Raw genomic sequence first — 15,272 nt, forward strand, 5'->3', positions numbered from 1 at the left:
CGCTATTTCGGCTCATATCATCTTTGTGACATCTTCGCGCACATCGGTAAATTTTCTCCTAACAATCTGATAAATATCACTTATTTTACTGCCTGCGTCATGCGGCACCTGCGCGCGCCGGCGCGATTATTTTTGCCCCTCGCCGGCCGCATAATCCCGATGGCCCATGATCGCCGACCCCACGCGAACATGCGTGGCGCCCAGCTGGATCGCGAGCTCGAAGTCCGAGCTCATGCCCATGGAGAGAATCGGCAGGCCGTTGCGGCGCGCTATGTCCGCGAGAAGCGCGAAATAAGGGGAAGCCTGCTCGTTGGCCGGCGGCACGCACATCAGGCCCTCGATCGCAAGGCCGCATTCGTCGCGGCAGAAGCCGATCAGGGCGTCGGCCTTTTTCGGCGGGACGCCGGCCTTTTGCGGCTCCTCCCCGATGTTGACCTGTATCAGGAGGCGCGGGCGCTTTCCCTGGCGCTCGCATTCCTGCGCCAGGGCGCGGGCGATTTTCTCTCGGTCGACGCTTTCGATGACATCGAAGGTCTCCACCGCCTCCTTGACCTTGTTCGACTGCAACGGCCCGATCAGATGCAGTTCGATATCGGGGTAGCGCGCGCGCAGCGCGGGCCATTTCGCGCACGCTTCCTGCACCCGGTTTTCTCCAAAGACGCGCTGGCCCGCTTCCAGCAGCGGAACGGCGTCTTCGGCCGGGAAGGTCTTCGTCACGCAGACGAGGGCGATTTCCGCCGGGTTGCGCCCGCAGTCGCGCGCAGCCCGCTCGATGTCCGCTCTGGTGGCGTTCAGCCGGTCGGTTATGGTCATGACGCTCCCGTCAGCGCGTTTTCCGATCGGACGGAAACGTCCGATCGATAGGAAATCGCGCCAATGTCGACTTTTTCGGAATTCGCTCTAAGGCCGCCGAAGCGCGAGCGCAAGACGCGAATCGAGACGGCTACGCATCCTATTTCCTTACGGTGTCGCCGAGCCAGGCGAGATAGGCGGGATCGCCGTCCGCGATGTCGAAGCGCAGGATCTCGGGGATTTCGTAATCGTGGTGGCGCCTGATCAGTTCGCGCAAGGGTTCGAAGTCGGCGGTGCTGATTTTCAGATGGATGGCGATCTCGGAGTCCTCATGAGCCTCGCCTTCCCAGATGTAATGGCTATCGATGGAATAAAGCTGCACGCAGGCGGCGAGACGCGCCTCCAGAGCCGCCCGCGCGATTTCCCGCGCCTTCTCGTCGTTCGCGACCGTCGTGACGACCATGCTGAAAGGCGCCGGCATCCATCTCTCTCCCTCGAACGCCCGTCTTGGAATGAGCGGCGGGCTTGGATAAGTTTCGGTATATATGACAGGCGCGAAGCGAGGGACAAAGCATGACGGACGCCCCTGACGACGACGGCGCCGAGCGCGAGAAGCTCGACGCCCGCATCGCTTTCGTGGCGGCGGCTTTCATCCTCGCTTTTTCCTTCGTTCTTCTTCTCGACCGCGTCGGAGCGCCGAGCGCTTTCGTCGAGGCGCTGGCGCCCTGCCTCGCCATCGTCTCCCTCGCGGCGCTCGGCGCCGCTCTCCATTCCATGCGGGTGTCTTTCTATTACACCGCGGGGCGCGGGGCGCCGCCGGAATACGCCGGTTTCGCCAAGGCCGCTCTGGTCGCAGGCTTCATGGCGCCCTTCGCCGCCTGGCTGGCCTCGCGCTCCTGGCTGATCGGACTTTGCGGAGGCCTGTTCGCAGGGGTCGCCCTCGCCGGCTGGCAGCTCGGGCCGATGCTGCGGAAAAGCGGCGCTTTTTCGCTTTCGGGCCTGCTCGCGGTCCGCTTTCCCGGCCTGTGGCCCAGGGTGGCGGTCATCGCGCTCGAATGCGCGACGTCCGCTCTCGTCGCCCTCGCCGCTCAGCAATCGGCCGTCGATGCGCTCGTCGGCGCCTCCGGGGCGGGCCCCGGTCTCGCCGCCGTGATCGTGGGGGCCGGCATGTTGTTCATCGCCGGCCCCGGCGGAATGTTCGGCTCGATCTGGACCGCCTGCGCGGCCGGCGCCGTGGCTTTGGCGAGCCTGTGCTGGCCCGCGTTGACCCTGGCGCTGCGCGGCGTCGCTCCCTTCGGCCGCTCCAGCGGCTCCCTGGCGCGGGAGGCCGCCGCGCAGCTCGAGGCATGGGGCGCGGTCGCTCCCTTTCCCGGCTACGGGCTGGAATTCATGGCCGTCGTGGGCGCGGCGCTCGGCGCCGCCGTTCTCGCCCCCCTGCTCGCGCCGGCGATAACCACGGCCCGGCCGGCGCAGGCGCGCGTCTCCGGCCTTTTCGCGCTCGGCTGGACCTTCGTTTTCGCTTGGCTTCTCGCGGCCATCGTGGCCGGAACCGCCCTGTCCATGACCGCAAAAAGCGTCGGACAGGCGCCCGAGCGCCTGCCGGGGGCGGTCTACGCCGCGAGCAGTCGCGGCCTCGTCGCCGTCTGCGGCGACAAAGCGCCGGATCCGCAGAGCGCCCGGCGCGCCTGCGCCGCGCGAGGCCTCGCGCCCGGAGCCGGGCTGCGCACGCAGGATTTTTCCCTGACCCGGAGTTTTCTGCTCACCGGCCTCGCCGATCTCGAAAAACTCGGCGCGGCGGCCTCCGGCCTGCTCGCCGCGGCCCAGATCGCCCTGGCCCTGGCGCTCGGCGCCGCCGGCCTGCAGGCCTTCGGGACGGCGCTCGGGCATGAGGCGCTGTATCGCATGCGCGGCGAGACCGACCTCACCAGCCGGCGCCTCGCCACCACGCGGCTCGCGCTCGTCTCCATCGCGGCGCTGGGCTCTGCGGCGAGCGCTTATGGCCTGTTCGACCCCCGGCAATTGCTCGAGCTCGCGCTCGGCCTGTCGGCTGCGGCGGTCGCGCCGCTCGCCATTCTCGCCTTCTGGACCCGCGCCGACGGCCGCGACGCGATGATCGCGCTCGGCTCGGGACTCGTCGGGACGATTCTCGTCGTCGGAGCGGCGGGAGGCCCTGCCGACATCGAGCTGGTCTCGGCGGCCGCAGCCGTCGGCGCGCTGCTCGGCCTCGCCGCAGGAGCGCTGTCGGCGCTCTCGCGTCCCGCCGGCCCGCAGGAGAGCAAGGCCTTCGTCTCGCGCCTGCTGCGCGGCGAGGGCGACGTCATGAGCCCCGACAAAGGGGCGTGAGGCGCATCGTGAGCCTACGCCGCCTCTGTTCAACCCCCGCTTTTATGTTATAAGCCGCCAGCGCCAGCAACGGCTGAGCGCCCGCGCCTTCGCGACCTCGCTGGACGACATCCCGGCCTGCGGCCGCCGGACGCGGCAGATCCCTTCAAGGAAAAGGACCCTACCGATGTCGATCACTGCGGAGCGCAAGCAGGCGCTCATCCAGGAATACGCCACCAAGCCCAACGATACGGGCTCGCCCGAGGTGCAGGTCGCCATCCTGACCGAGCGCATCGTCAATCTCACCGGGCACTTCAAGTCGCATGCGAAGGACAATCACTCGCGCCGCGGTCTGTTGAAGCTCGTCTCGCAGCGCCGCCAGCTGCTGGATTACGTCAAGAAGCGCGACGAACCCCGTTACCGGGCCCTGATCGAGCGTCTCGGCATCCGCCGCTGATGGCGAAGCAGTCGACTGCTTTCGAACCCTAAAGGGTTCGTTCTGCGATCGCGAGCCCCGCAAAGGCTCGCGATTCGCATTTGGCGGGGAGGAAGACCGCCCGAAAAACCTTCCGCTTCTGGCCGGCGGCATAGGGCTTCCGGCCGATCACGAGCCCCGCCCCGTCAGGGCAGGATCGCCGGCAGCTGCGTTTATCGCCACGCAGCTTCTCGCCGTCTTGCTCATGACGACCACCGGCTCGGTTCATGAAAGAAAGACCACGCATGTTCCAGATTCACCGCGAAGAAATCGAATGGGCGGGCCAGAAGCTCGTTCTGGAGACGGGCAAGATCGCCCGCCAGGCCGACGGCGCCGTGCTCGCCACCCTCGGCGAGACCACCGTGCTCGCCACCATCGTCTCGGCCAAGGCGGCCAAGCCAGGCCAGGACTTCTTCCCCCTGACCGTCAATTATCAGGAGAAGGCCTTCGCGGCCGGCCGCATTCCGGGCGGCTATTTCAAGCGCGAGGGACGCCCCAGTGAGCGCGAGACCCTGATCTCCCGCCTGATCGACCGTCCGATCCGCCCCTTGTTCGTCGAAGGCTATCGCAACGACACCCAGGTCGTCGTCACCGTGCTTTCGCATGATCTCGAAAACGACACCGACATCCTCTCCCTGGTCGCCGCTTCCGCGGCCCTGACCCTCTCCGGCGTGCCCTTCATGGGCCCGGTCGGCGCGGCGCGCGTCGGCCAGATCAATGGCGCGCTGAAGGTCAATCCTTCGATCGAGGAGATGAAGAACTCCACCCTCGATGTCGTGGTCGCCGGCACGGCCGACGCCGTTCTGATGGTGGAATCGGAAGCCAAGGAGCTTTCCGAAGAAACCATGCTCGAGGCGGTGATGACCGGCCATCGCGGCTTCCAGCCGGTGATCGACGCCATCATCCGGCTCGCCGAGCGCGCCGCCAAGGACCCGCGCGACTTCACCCCGCCCGATCACTCGGCGGTCATCGCCGCCATCTCCGAGATCGGCGAAAAAGAACTGCGCGACGCCTATAAGATCACGGTCAAGCAGCAGCGCTACGCCGCGGTGGACGCGGTCCGGTCCAAGGTTCTCGCGACCCTCTGCCCCGCCGAGGGAGAGGCCAAATTCACCAAGGAGCAGGTGGACGAAGCCTTCCACGAGCTGCAGGCCAAGGTCGTCCGCTGGAACATCCTCGACGACGGCGTGCGCATCGACGGCCGCGACCTCAAGACCGTCCGTCCGATCGTCGCCGAAGTCGGCGTGCTGCCGCGCACCCATGGCTCCGCGCTGTTCACGCGCGGCGAGACCCAGGCCCTGGTGGTCGCGACGCTCGGCACCGGCGAGGACGAGCAGTTCATCGACTCGCTGGAAGGCACCTACAAGGAGCGCTTCCTGCTCCACTACAACTTCCCTCCCTATTCCGTCGGCGAGACCGGCCGCATGGGCTCGCCCGGCCGCCGCGAAATCGGCCATGGCAAGCTGGCCTGGCGCGCCATCCATCCGGTGCTGCCGGCGCCGGCCGAGTTCCCCTACACGCTGCGCGTCGTCTCCGAGATCACCGAATCCAACGGCTCGTCCTCGATGGCGACGGTCTGCGGCTCGTCGCTCGCCCTGATGGACGCCGGCGTGCCGATGAAGCGTCCGACCGCCGGCATCGCCATGGGCCTCATCCTCGAAGGCGAGCGCTTCGCGGTGCTCTCCGACATTCTCGGCGACGAGGATCATCTCGGCGACATGGACTTCAAGGTGGCCGGCACGGCGGAAGGCGTGACCTCGCTGCAGATGGACATCAAGATCGCCGGCATCACCGAGGAAATCATGAAGGTCGCGCTGGCCCAGGCCCGCGACGGCCGCATGCACATCCTCGGCGAGATGGCCAAGGCCATCTCCAGCTCGCGCGCGGAGCTCGGCGAATTCGCCCCCCGCATCGAGACCCTGAAGATCGCCACCGACAAGATCCGCGAAGTGATCGGCACCGGCGGCAAGGTCATCCGCGAGATCGTGGAAAAGACCGGCGCCAAGATCAATATCGAGGACGACGGCACCGTGAAGGTCGCCTCCTCCGACGCCAATTCGATCAAGGCCGCGATCAACTGGATCAAGTCCATCGCCTCCGATCCGGAGGTCGGCGCAATCTATGACGGCACCGTGGTGAAGACCGCCGACTTCGGCGCCTTCGTCAATTTCTTCGGCGCCAAGGACGGCCTCGTCCACATCTCGCAGCTCTCCAGCCAGCGCGTCGCCAAGACCACCGATGTGGTGAAAGAGGGCGACAAGGTGAAGGTGAAGCTGCTCGGCTTCGACGATCGCGGCAAGGTCCGCCTCTCGATGCGCGTGGTGGATCAGACGACGGGCGAAGACCTCGAAGCCAAGGCCAAGACCGAAGCCAAGGCTGCCGCCGAAGGCGCCGAGCAGCCCGCGACCGAATAAGCGGGAAGCATTTTCTCGATCAATGGCCCTCTCGCCTTACGGCGAGGGGGCTTTTTTTGTTTTTCGCCCCGCGGCAGCGGTCGAGAGGTCTTAATTCCAGGGATTGAGAAGCTGCACGCCCATCGGCTCGAAGCCGGCGATATTACGCCCCATGCGAGGGACTAGAAATGACTCAAGGGCTCTGCTTGAGCGCGTCCAGGACAGCGGCAAAAAGCAGCATCAGGGAGCGAGGCGCGTCATTGAAGCGCACAGCGCCATAGCTTTCATACCATTGCGCTGCTCGATCATCTTTGGCGTCGATCAGAACCGCCACGCCGCCAACCTGTTCCGCCACCATCATGCAGCGTTCGCCGGCGCGCAGCAGCAGGCTTCCGCCCAGACCGCGCCCGTGCAGGCTTTGATCAACAGCAAGGCGGCCAAGCCGAAATACCGGCACTTCATATCGACCGAGACCACCACGCGTCATCACCGCGGGAGCCCGGTCGAATTTTATCGAGGCCGGACATAGGGTGTAGAAACCAAGAATATGAGCGGGCTCACCGCGCGGCGTCGCCACGAAGCATTTTGCGCCGCCGCTTTCGTGGTTCTGTCGCGCATAGCGTTTCAGATAGGTATTGAGATCGTCATCTCCGCAATTGAAGGCGTTGCGGTCATGCTGTTTGCCAAGCGGGCTTTCCTCCCAAGATATTTCCGTCATTTAAGAACAAAACCGGCCTTCGCCGCGCGAATGAGACGCTCGTTCGCCTTGGGGGGATTTTCCAAAAGATCGAGGATGAGCAAGGAGTCGCGTTCCGACAATTGGAGCGTTTCGTAGTCGGAAATCACTTCCTTCGCGCGCGGCAGGACGGATCGCAAAATAAAGCTGGTCAGGTCGAGCCGCTCAATCGCAGCGGCGCGGGCGAGCACTGCCTTGTCTTCAGGCTTCAGGCGGAGTTCGACTCGCCCATTCTCGACATGCTCGCGTGGCAAGATGCACCTCCCTAAATTTTTGCCACAATACGGATCTTATCCGTACAATCCAAGAATATTCGCTGGCCTAGCCATGACCTGCCGCCTAGAGCATTTTCAAGTCAGGCGGAAACGCCTGACGACTCGGAAAATGCGATAATCTAAGAAGTTAGAGCGCCGGTTTTGATTCAATCAAAACCGCAAGCGCTCTTGGCGACGCAGCTCCGCGATCAGGAGAGCGCAGATTTGAAAAAAAGCAATTCTCGTTTAAGCGACGGGTTCCATCCGCAACGGAGCCCGCAAAATGCTTTTTCGCTCAGCTTTGGCCATCGCTTTTTCCATTGGCGCAAATTGCGCCCTCGCCGAAACCGCCGCCTATGAACGGGTGATCTCCGCCGTGACTTTGAGCTTTGGCGACGACGGCGCGGCCGATCGCGCCGTGCTGGTCAGCGATCTCGACTCCAGCGCCGATCTCTATGTCTATCGCGACGTGTCCGAGGCCAAGGCGGACAAGCCCATGAAGCCGGCGCTGGTGAAGAAAGCCATCGCCTTCGACGGCGGCATGTGGGGCTCGCGGCCCTCGCTCGAAACCAACGCCAAGGGTTCGCTGGTCGTCAAATCCCAGAACGACGCGGTCGGCCGCAACCGCTGGACCCAGACCATGACGGTCGTCTATCGCAATCGCGAATATCTGGTCGCGGGGCTGACCTATGTGACCTATGACACGCTCGACCCCAAGGCCAACGGTCAATGCGACATCAATTATCTGGCCGGCAAGGGAACCCGCAACGGCAAGCCCATCGAGGCCAAATTCAACGCCGTCAAGCTGATCGACTGGACCGACGACAAATTGCCGAAAGAGTGCCAGTTCTAATACTGTCCGGCGCCGTCGCTGCGAGGAGCAATTCCCAAGTCGTAACGAGGTCAAAAACTCAGCGGGTGGTTCATTGCGAGGAGCGCAGCGACGCGGCAATCCAGGGGGATTGGCGCGCCCCTGGATCGCTTCGCCTCCGGCTCGCGATGACGCGCCATCTGGCGGAATGACTGCTACCCCCGCTCCAAAATCTCTTTCAGCGCCTCGTCCAGCGCTTCGGCCGGAGGCTCCAGCAGCGAGGCGTCCTGCGTGAAGATCAGAACGCAGCGCACCGTCTTCTCGGGGTAGAGCCGCGCCGCCGCAGCGCGGTAGAGCGCGAGCTGCCGCAATTGCGCGGGACTGGTCGCCTCGCGCGGGCGCCCCGTTTTGAAATCGGCGACGAAGACTTCGCTTTCCGTCACCGCGAGGCGATCGATGCGGCCGGCGATGTCGAGCGCGCCGCGCGGCGTCTCCAGGCGCGCGACGATATCGACCTCCGCCGCGGAACCCGGGCCGAACAGCGGGGCGCAAAGCGAATCCTCGATCACCCGGATCGCTGCGCGTGCGACTTCTTCGCGCAATGGCCCGGAGAGACCCGGCGCGCGCAACTGAAGGAAGCGCTGCGCTGCGCCGCTGCGTTTCTGCGGCGCGCATTTGGGCAGATGCTGAAGCAGCGCATGGGTGAGCCGCCCGATCAGCAGCCGGTCTGCGTCCCGTTTCGTCGCCGCCCCGGCGGCGTAAGGGGTGAAAACATCGGCGCCGGCGAGCGCGCTCGAAGGGCGCAGCGGCGGCATGGGCGAGCCTTCCGGCGGCGCCGGCGTGCGGGCGAAGGCCGGAATTTCAATGCGCCTTTCCTCCGCGGCCCCGCGCGGAAGCGAAAGCGGCTCCGGCGCCGCGGGGCTGCGCAAAATCCGCCTCTCGCCGTCATGAGGATCGGGAAGAGACTCAAACGAGGGCTCTAGCGCGTTGCGTATGCTCAGATACCAGCATCCTTCCGCAGGCGCTTTCTCGCCGTGATAGGCGGCGACATAAAGCCGCTCTTCGGCGCGGGTCAGCGCCACATAGAGCAGGCGCTGATATTCCCCGCGCGCAGCCTCGCGCAGCCTCTCCCGCTCGCGCGCGACGGCGGCGCAATCGGCGTCGGTTTTCGGCGACCAGGCGAGACTGGCGTCGCCCGCCTCTCCGCCCTGCCCGAGCGCGAAGATCTTGGGGTCGTGACGTCCGGTCGGCGCGCCGCAGGTGTCGGGCATGAACACGATCTTCGCTTCGAGCCCTTTCGAGGCGTGAACCGTCATGACGCGAACGGCGCCGCCCGCGGCCTCCATGTCGCGTTTGATCGACACGTCGAGTTTTTCGACGCTCGCCAGAAAAGCGGTGAGTCCGCCGGGTTCGTCGCTTTCGAAATCGAGCGCGAGCCGCAAAAACTCGTCTATCGCGTCATTGGCCTCTGGCCCTAGCCGCGCAATCAACCTCTCGCGGCCGCGTCCCGCGCCCAGCGCGCGGGTGAAGAAATCGAAAGGGCGCAATCGCCGCGCGTCGCGCCGCCATTGCTCGCATGATTCGGCCGCCTCCCGCAGACGCGGGTCGGTTGCGACGGCGAGCGCATCGGCGAGCGGGCCGGAACGCCCCGGCGCCAGCGCCAGGAGATCGTCGTCGGAAAGCCCCGCCAACGGCGATTTCAAAAGCTCGGCCAGCGAAAGATCGTCGCCCTGCAAAAGCGCGGCGCGGGCCAGCGCGCAAAGATCCATCACCGCGATATGATCGAGGAGGTCCAGCCGGTCGGCGCCGGCCACGGCTATTCCCTGTTCCTTCAGGGCTCGGATCATCGCCTCGAAAAAAGCGTCGCGCTTGCGCACGAGGATGAGAATGTCGCCCGCCTCCACCGGACGCGGGCCGCGGTCGCCCTCGACCCATTCGCCGCCGCCGGCCGCCATCAGCGCCTTTATCTTGGCGGCCACCTTGCCCGCGAGGCGCAGCGAGGGCGCCTGCTCCGAAACACGATCGAGCGGCAGGCTCCACTCCCGGGGAGGCTCCAACTTTTCCGCGCCGATGGGGTCCCATATCTCGACGAGGCCGGGGAGATCGCTCTTCCATGCGTGATGCTCCGGCGCAGGCTCCTCCTTATCGAAGGAAAGCCCATGCCTGTTGTCCCCGGCCGCGAAAATGGCGTCGACGGCTTTGAGCGTCGTCGGGGCCGAGCGGAAGGACATGGTGAGCGGAACGAGGCGGAAATCGAGTCCGGCCTCCGCAAAACGATTTTGGAAATTGCGCCGCATGGCGTCGAACTTTTCCGGCGCGGCGCCCTGAAAGGAGAAGATCGACTGTTTCTCGTCGCCGACGGCGAAGAAACTGCGCCGCCGCGCGCCGTCGCGCGATTCCGCGAATTCGCCGGCGATGGCCTGCAATATCTCCCATTGCGGCGCGCTGGTGTCCTGGGCCTCGTCCAGGAGAATGTGGTCGATCTGCTGATCGAGCTTGTAGAGCACCCAGGAAGGGCTGGAGCGCCGCAGCAATTCGCGCGTGCGCTCGATGAGGTCGTCGAAATCGAACAGGCCGCGCAGATTCTTGGCGCGCTCATATTCCGTTATGATGGCCTGGCCGATCAGCGAAAGCGCGCGCGAGCGTTCGAAGGTCTTCGCCGCTTTGCGCTTTTCCAGCAGCCCCGCAAGGCGGTCCCGCTCCTCTTCGAGCAAGGGAAGCAGCAAGGGATCGCTCTTGCACAGCCCTTGCGTGATCATGCTTTTGTCGCCGCCGCGCGGAGTCCCCTTCTGCGTAAAAAAGAGAAGCTCATACTCCTCGATGCAGGCGGGGTCCGGCGCCAGAGCGGCGGCGCGGGCCAGTTGATCGCCGAGCTTTTTGTCGTTCGCGCTGCCCTGCCTCAGCCTCTCGGCGAGCGCGCGCCAGCCGCCGCATCCAATGCCGGCATGGATGATTTCCGCTTCGACGGAGGCGAGAGCGTCCGCTTCGCTCAGGCCCAGATCGAAGCGCAGCTTGTTCTCATAGTCGGAGCCACACGCCTTGCCCAGGGCGCCGCGATGGCGCAGCAGCTCCCCCAGGAGACCGTCGAACGAGGCGTCGCTGGCCTCGCGCGCGACGAGTTCCAGCGCATCGGACAGGGGGCCGTTCTCTTGAAGCGCGCGCGCGAGCGTCTGCCGCCGCGCCCGATCCAGCAGTTCGGCGCGCTCGATGTCGTCGAGCACGGTGAAGCCCGCGGCGACATTGGCCTCGAAAGGAAAAAGATGAAGTATCCTTTCGCAAAAGGCGTGAATGGTCTGGATCTTGAGCCCGCCGGGCGTTTCCACGGTGCGCGCGAACAGCCGCCGCGCGAAGGCGCGCCGCGAAGGATCGAGCCTCTCGCCGCTCGCTTCCGCCACGGCCCTGTCGAGCGCGGCGTCGTCGAGCAGCGTCCATTCGGCGAGGATCTTGAAGACGCGCGCGGCCATATTGGCTGCGGCGGCCTTGGTGTAGGTGAGGCAAAGAATCCGCGACGGCGGCACCCGCGCCAGCAGGAGCCTCACCACGCGCTGGGACAGGACATGGGTCTTGCCCGAACCGGCATGCGCCGAGACCCAGACCGAGAGCGCGGGATCGGAAGCGGTCCACTGGTGCTTTTTGGTGAGTTCGGGAACCGGTCGCCGGATCGCGCTCATTCGCTCGTCCCCTCCGCGGCGCCGCCGCTGCGCGACCATTCCTTCACCCGCGCGAGATGGTCGTAATCGCCTTCGTGGCGCTGAAGCATGATATTGGGACGCGAAGGATAGGAGCGCTCGCGCTTGCGAAACTGGCTCAGCAGCGAGACGAGCTGCGACTTATGCTCGGCGACGAGATCGGCGAAAGTTTCGTCCTTGGGCTTGATCCATTGCGCCTCTCCGTCCCCGGCGCCGCCGATGGCCACATAGGCGGCGCCTTCGACTTTCTGCGCGCTGACTTTCTCGAATGCGCCGGCCGCGATCATCGCCGCCTCCAGCGTGAGCTGGGGCTGAAACCCGACCAGCACCTGCCTGTTGGTGGGAGGCGTTCCGGTCTTGTAGTCGAAGACGAAAGCCGCGCCGCTCGCGTCGACTTCGATACGGTCGGCGCAGGCGGTCAGGCGGAACTTCGATCCGTCGTCGAGCGTGAGATTGAGCTCGCCCGATTCCTCGAGGAAGATCTGGACGCCGAGTTCGCGCCGCGCGCGGTCGAAGGCGAGCGCGTGATCGAGGCCGTCGAGAACGCGCGGCCATTTGAACGCGCAGAACTCCGGGTCCTCGAAGAAGAGCGAAAGTTTTTCGCGCGCCAGCGCGTGAAGCTTTTCGCGCGCGTCGTCCGGCAAAGGTCCGTGCGGATGCGCGCGGACGAATTTATCCAGAACATCGTGGACGGCGGTACCTCTTTCGCGCGGCCCGAGTTCGACGCCGAGCTTGGGCAAAGGCGCGAGTTTCAATATCCGTTCGGCGTAGATCGAATAGGGATCGCGGCGCAGAGTCTCGATGCGGGTGACGCTGAGCCGGGAAGGTCGTAGTTCCAGCGGAGGGCGCGGCTCGGGCGGCTTGCAGCTCGCGATCGAAGCCGGCTGATCCAGCGCGTTGGCGATGGCCAGCATCGCGTCGCCGCGCCGCCTGCACTGCTCGAAGGCTTCGCCCGCGAGAGCGGAAAGCCGGGTGACGAAGCGCGAGGCCACGGTCGGGGAGCCGGCGCGCTTCCGCGCGCGGGTCATCGCCACTTCGCCGGCGCCCAGCGCCATGGTGAAGTCATGGGCGCTCTGGCCGATCCGGCGTTCCGGCGGCGACAGCCCGAGCTGCCGGCGCATGGAGCGATTGAGAAAGGCCCCCGTATCCGCCTGCGGCGGCCAGACCGACTCGTCGAGCCCGGCGAGCAGCACGAGATCGGCGTCGACGAGGCGCGCCTCCAGCGGCCCCATGATCTTGAGCCGGGGATGGGCGCGGCGCGGCCCGCGAACGATGGTCTCGAACAGCAGCGCGTCGAAGAAGGCGGCGAAGCCGGCCGCGTCGAAATCGAGCGGCGCTCCTGCATCCTCGAGCTTGTCGAGCAGTGCGAGAAGCTCCTCCACGCCCATGTCGGCGGCAAAGCCTTGCGGTTCCGCTGCGGCCGCGGCTTCGAGGCTCGCGCGCAAGGCGGCGGCGCGCGCGGCGAGCTTTTCCTCCCGCGCCAGACCGAGGAGCGGCGTGAGCGCTGCGTCCAGCCGCGCGAACAGCTCCTCTATGCCGCGCCAGTCCTCGGCGCTCACCCGCGCCGCAGCCGGATGGGCGCTTATTTCCCGCGCCGCTTTTCGCGCCTGCGCGACATGGGGCGCCCAACCGCGTCCCTCGCCGGCGACTACGCGCAGAACCGCGACCTCCGCCAGCGGCGCGAGCCGCGCGATCTCGTCGCGCGAAAACCCAAATGAAGCGAGGGGATGCGCCAGCAGGGCCGCGGTCTCGACCGCGCCGGCGCCGTCGCGGGCCAGCGCGCAAAGCTGCCGCGCGAGATCGCCGATCGGCGTCGCGCTCAAGGGCTCGCCGCCCGAGTCGTCGATCTCCAGGCCAAAACGCGCGAGTTCGGCGGCGACGCGGCGGGCCATGCCGCGATCGGGCGTCACGAGCGCCGCAGTGCGATGCGGCGTTTCCAGGGCTCGCCGCATATAAAGAGCGATGGTCAGGGCCTCCAGCCGCTCGTCCGGCGCCTCCACCATATCGACGCCCTGAAGCGCTTCGCAAAAGCCCGCGCCCGCGCGCTCGCGGAACTCGCGCCAATGCTCGGTGCTGTCCGCCGGCCGCAGGGCCTGCGCGACGAGAGCCCGGCGAGCCGCGAGCGCCGGCGCCAGAACGGCGAGCTCGCCCACCTCCTCGCGGTCGATCTTCATGATGCGCAGAAGCCGCTTCATCATCGATTGCGGATGGGTGAAGGCCGGTTCGCCATGCTCCCCCACGGCGTCGCCGATATGGGTCCAGGCCGTTTCGTCGAGGATGCAATCCAGCCCCGGCAGAACTACCGCTCCCCTCTCCTGCCGCGAGATCATATCGAGCAGGCGCGCGGTGGTCGGGTTGGAGCCCGTGGAGCCGAGCGCGATCACGCCGTCGCCGGCAGACCCGGCTTTCAGGCTTTCGATCTGCGCCTCCAGCAACGCCTTCTGGCGCCGGGCGGCGTCGGTCAAATTCAGTTCGCGGAGTATCTGCGGCCAGTCCTGCAGGGCGATGCCCAGGAACCGCGTGGTGATGGCCCAGTAGCGATCGAAAGCTTCGTCGGCGAGAGATCCTATCCCGGCGGGGTCGACATTCTCTATGATGAATTCGTCGATGAGCGCGCCCAGCTCCTTGGCCAGCGCGCAGGCGTTGGCGGGGGACGGCGAAACCAGCATGGGCTCGCGCCGGTCGAGCGCGGGTTCTCCGTCCGGCCCGATGGAGACGACGGCGTGTCCCAGCGCGCGCGCCCATTGCATCACCAGCCGCGCCAGGATGAGACGCCGGTCGAGTTCGTCGACGGCGGGCGCGAGGCTGTCGTCGAAGGCTTCGAAATCGCCCGAGAACAGCATGGCGTTCTCATGCTCGTCGAGCGCGCCGAGCGGCAGGATGCGGGGCAAAAGCGCCGCCGGGCGATCCAGCGCGCGCGCAAATTCGACGCTGAGCGCGCGGCCGGCGCGCTGGGTCGGAACATAGATCGAGAGGCGGGCGAGATCGAGCGGCGCGCTCGCCCGCGAAAAGCCGGGAATTATCCTGCCGGCGAGCAGAGCGCGCACGAAAGTCGCGAGATAGGGCGCGCCCGGCGCGATGGTGAAGACATTCCGCGGCATGCTCGCGACGCGCTCAGGCGGCCATGGCCCGCTCGGCCTCGGCGATGGCCGCGACCGTGCCGACATGCAGCCACAGACCCTGCGCCGGGACGCCGTAAAGCCGGCCGCGCTTCGCCGCCTCGAAGAAGAAAGGCGCGAGCTTGAAGACGTCCTCGGCGACCCCCTCGAAGAGTTCCGGCTTCATGATGCCGACGCCGGAATAGACATAGCGGCGGGGCCCCTCGGGCTGGAAGATGCGGCCGTCGGAATCGAGTTCGAAGTCGCCGTCCCAATCGACGCCGACGCTGCCCCGCGTCGGCGCCAGCAGCAGCGCGACGTCCATTTGCTCGCTGTCCCAACGGGAGGCGAGCGCGCGAAGATTCTCCGCGCCGCCCTCGCACCAAAAAGCGTCCGTGTTGCAGATGAAGAACGGCCGGCCCGCAAATTCGGGAAGAACCTTCTTGATGCCTCCGCCCTGATCGAGCAGCAGGCCGCGCTCGTCCGAGATCACGATCCGCGGCGCTTCGCGGCCCGCAAGATGCGCCTCGATCTGATCGGCGAGATGATGCACGTTGACGACGGCCGTGGCCACTCCGGCCCTTGCGAAATCGTCGAGCGCATAGTCGATCAGCGCCTTGCCCGAGACGCGCGCCAAAGGCTTGGGCGTCGTATCGGTGAAGGGACGCATCCTCGTGCCGAGCCCGGCCGCAAAGATCATGG

The 15,272-nt window shown here is 66.3% G+C and carries 11 protein-coding genes; 4 read left to right on the forward strand and 7 right to left on the reverse strand.

Annotated features, from left to right (window positions below; all coding sequences use genetic code 11):
* Positions 1-126 precede the first annotated feature (126 nt).
* Entirely contained in the window at positions 127-813 is a 687-nt protein-coding gene (locus tag H2LOC_RS09640; RefSeq protein ID WP_136496209.1) for a YggS family pyridoxal phosphate-dependent enzyme, read from the reverse strand.
* 139 nt (positions 814-952) lie between these two features.
* The gene (gene cutA / locus H2LOC_RS09645; RefSeq protein ID WP_202620560.1) at positions 953-1,273 is read right to left on the reverse strand and encodes a divalent-cation tolerance protein CutA; all 321 of its coding nucleotides are present in this window, start codon (positions 1,271-1,273) and stop codon (positions 953-955) included.
* Positions 1,274-1,365: 92 nt separating this feature from the next.
* Here cutA and H2LOC_RS09650 point away from each other — a divergent pair, with 92 nt between their 5' ends.
* The 3 genes from H2LOC_RS09650 (at position 1,366) to pnp (ending at position 6,003) form a co-directional block, all read left to right on the forward strand.
* Entirely contained in the window at positions 1,366-3,135 is a 1,770-nt protein-coding gene (locus H2LOC_RS09650; protein ID WP_136496210.1) for an SLC5/6 family protein, read from the forward strand.
* A 166-nt stretch (positions 3,136-3,301) separates the two neighbouring features.
* Complete coding sequence (gene rpsO, locus H2LOC_RS09655) at positions 3,302-3,571, forward strand: 30S ribosomal protein S15 (RefSeq protein WP_136496211.1); 270 nt, start codon at positions 3,302-3,304, stop codon at positions 3,569-3,571.
* A 263-nt stretch (positions 3,572-3,834) separates the two neighbouring features.
* The gene (pnp, locus tag H2LOC_RS09660) at positions 3,835-6,003 is read left to right on the forward strand and encodes a polyribonucleotide nucleotidyltransferase (RefSeq protein ID WP_136496212.1); all 2,169 of its coding nucleotides are present in this window, start codon (positions 3,835-3,837) and stop codon (positions 6,001-6,003) included.
* 172 nt (positions 6,004-6,175) lie between these two features.
* On the opposite strand, the gene H2LOC_RS09665 is transcribed toward pnp, so the two are convergent.
* Positions 6,176-6,700, reverse strand: a complete 525-nt coding sequence (locus tag H2LOC_RS09665) for a GNAT family N-acetyltransferase (protein WP_136496213.1) — start codon at positions 6,698-6,700, stop codon at positions 6,176-6,178.
* The gene (locus tag H2LOC_RS09670; protein WP_154331614.1) at positions 6,697-6,972 is read right to left on the reverse strand and encodes a type II toxin-antitoxin system TacA family antitoxin; all 276 of its coding nucleotides are present in this window, start codon (positions 6,970-6,972) and stop codon (positions 6,697-6,699) included. The genes H2LOC_RS09665 and H2LOC_RS09670 overlap by 4 nt, the downstream gene beginning before the upstream one ends.
* A 283-nt stretch (positions 6,973-7,255) precedes the next feature.
* Here H2LOC_RS09670 and H2LOC_RS09675 point away from each other — a divergent pair, with 283 nt between their 5' ends.
* The gene (locus H2LOC_RS09675; protein ID WP_136496215.1) at positions 7,256-7,825 is read left to right on the forward strand and encodes a hypothetical protein; all 570 of its coding nucleotides are present in this window, start codon (positions 7,256-7,258) and stop codon (positions 7,823-7,825) included.
* A gap of 173 nt (positions 7,826-7,998) precedes the next feature.
* Here H2LOC_RS09675 and addA read toward each other — a convergent pair whose 3' ends face one another.
* Genes addA through H2LOC_RS09690 form a run of 3 tightly spaced genes read right to left on the reverse strand, consistent with a single transcriptional unit; the run spans position 7,999 to position 15,270 of the window.
* On the reverse strand, positions 7,999-11,454 hold the full coding sequence (gene addA, locus H2LOC_RS09680; RefSeq protein ID WP_136496216.1) for a double-strand break repair helicase AddA: 3,456 nt from the start codon (positions 11,452-11,454) through the stop codon (positions 7,999-8,001).
* Positions 11,451-14,573, reverse strand: coding sequence for a double-strand break repair protein AddB (gene addB / locus H2LOC_RS09685; protein ID WP_136496217.1), 3,123 nt, complete (start codon positions 14,571-14,573; stop codon positions 11,451-11,453). The genes addA and addB overlap by 4 nt, the downstream gene beginning before the upstream one ends.
* A 13-nt stretch (positions 14,574-14,586) precedes the next feature.
* On the reverse strand, positions 14,587-15,270 hold the full coding sequence (locus tag H2LOC_RS09690) for a nucleotidyltransferase family protein (protein WP_136496218.1): 684 nt from the start codon (positions 15,268-15,270) through the stop codon (positions 14,587-14,589).
* Between the last annotated feature and the right edge of the window lie 2 nt (positions 15,271-15,272).

The sequence above is a fragment of the Methylocystis heyeri genome, from assembly GCF_004802635.2.
Lineage (GTDB): Bacteria > Pseudomonadota > Alphaproteobacteria > Rhizobiales > Beijerinckiaceae > Methylocystis > Methylocystis heyeri.

What these genes read in the sequence shown, in the direction of transcription:
- H2LOC_RS09640 (WP_136496209.1), bottom strand. Translation starts at nt 813, where the DNA reads ATGACCATAACCGACCGGCTGAACGCCACCAGAGCGGACATCGAGCGG.
- cutA (WP_202620560.1), bottom strand. Translation starts at nt 1,273, where the DNA reads ATGCCGGCGCCTTTCAGCATGGTCGTCACGACGGTCGCGAACGACGAG.
- H2LOC_RS09650 (WP_136496210.1), top strand. Translation starts at nt 1,366, where the DNA reads ATGACGGACGCCCCTGACGACGACGGCGCCGAGCGCGAGAAGCTCGAC.
- rpsO (WP_136496211.1), top strand. Translation starts at nt 3,302, where the DNA reads ATGTCGATCACTGCGGAGCGCAAGCAGGCGCTCATCCAGGAATACGCC.
- pnp (WP_136496212.1), top strand. Translation starts at nt 3,835, where the DNA reads ATGTTCCAGATTCACCGCGAAGAAATCGAATGGGCGGGCCAGAAGCTC.
- H2LOC_RS09665 (WP_136496213.1), bottom strand. Translation starts at nt 6,700, where the DNA reads ATGACGGAAATATCTTGGGAGGAAAGCCCGCTTGGCAAACAGCATGAC.
- H2LOC_RS09675 (WP_136496215.1), top strand. Translation starts at nt 7,256, where the DNA reads ATGCTTTTTCGCTCAGCTTTGGCCATCGCTTTTTCCATTGGCGCAAAT.
- addA (WP_136496216.1), bottom strand. Translation starts at nt 11,454, where the DNA reads ATGAGCGCGATCCGGCGACCGGTTCCCGAACTCACCAAAAAGCACCAG.
- addB (WP_136496217.1), bottom strand. Translation starts at nt 14,573, where the DNA reads ATGCCGCGGAATGTCTTCACCATCGCGCCGGGCGCGCCCTATCTCGCG.
- H2LOC_RS09690 (WP_136496218.1), bottom strand. Translation starts at nt 15,270, where the DNA reads ATGATCTTTGCGGCCGGGCTCGGCACGAGGATGCGTCCCTTCACCGAT.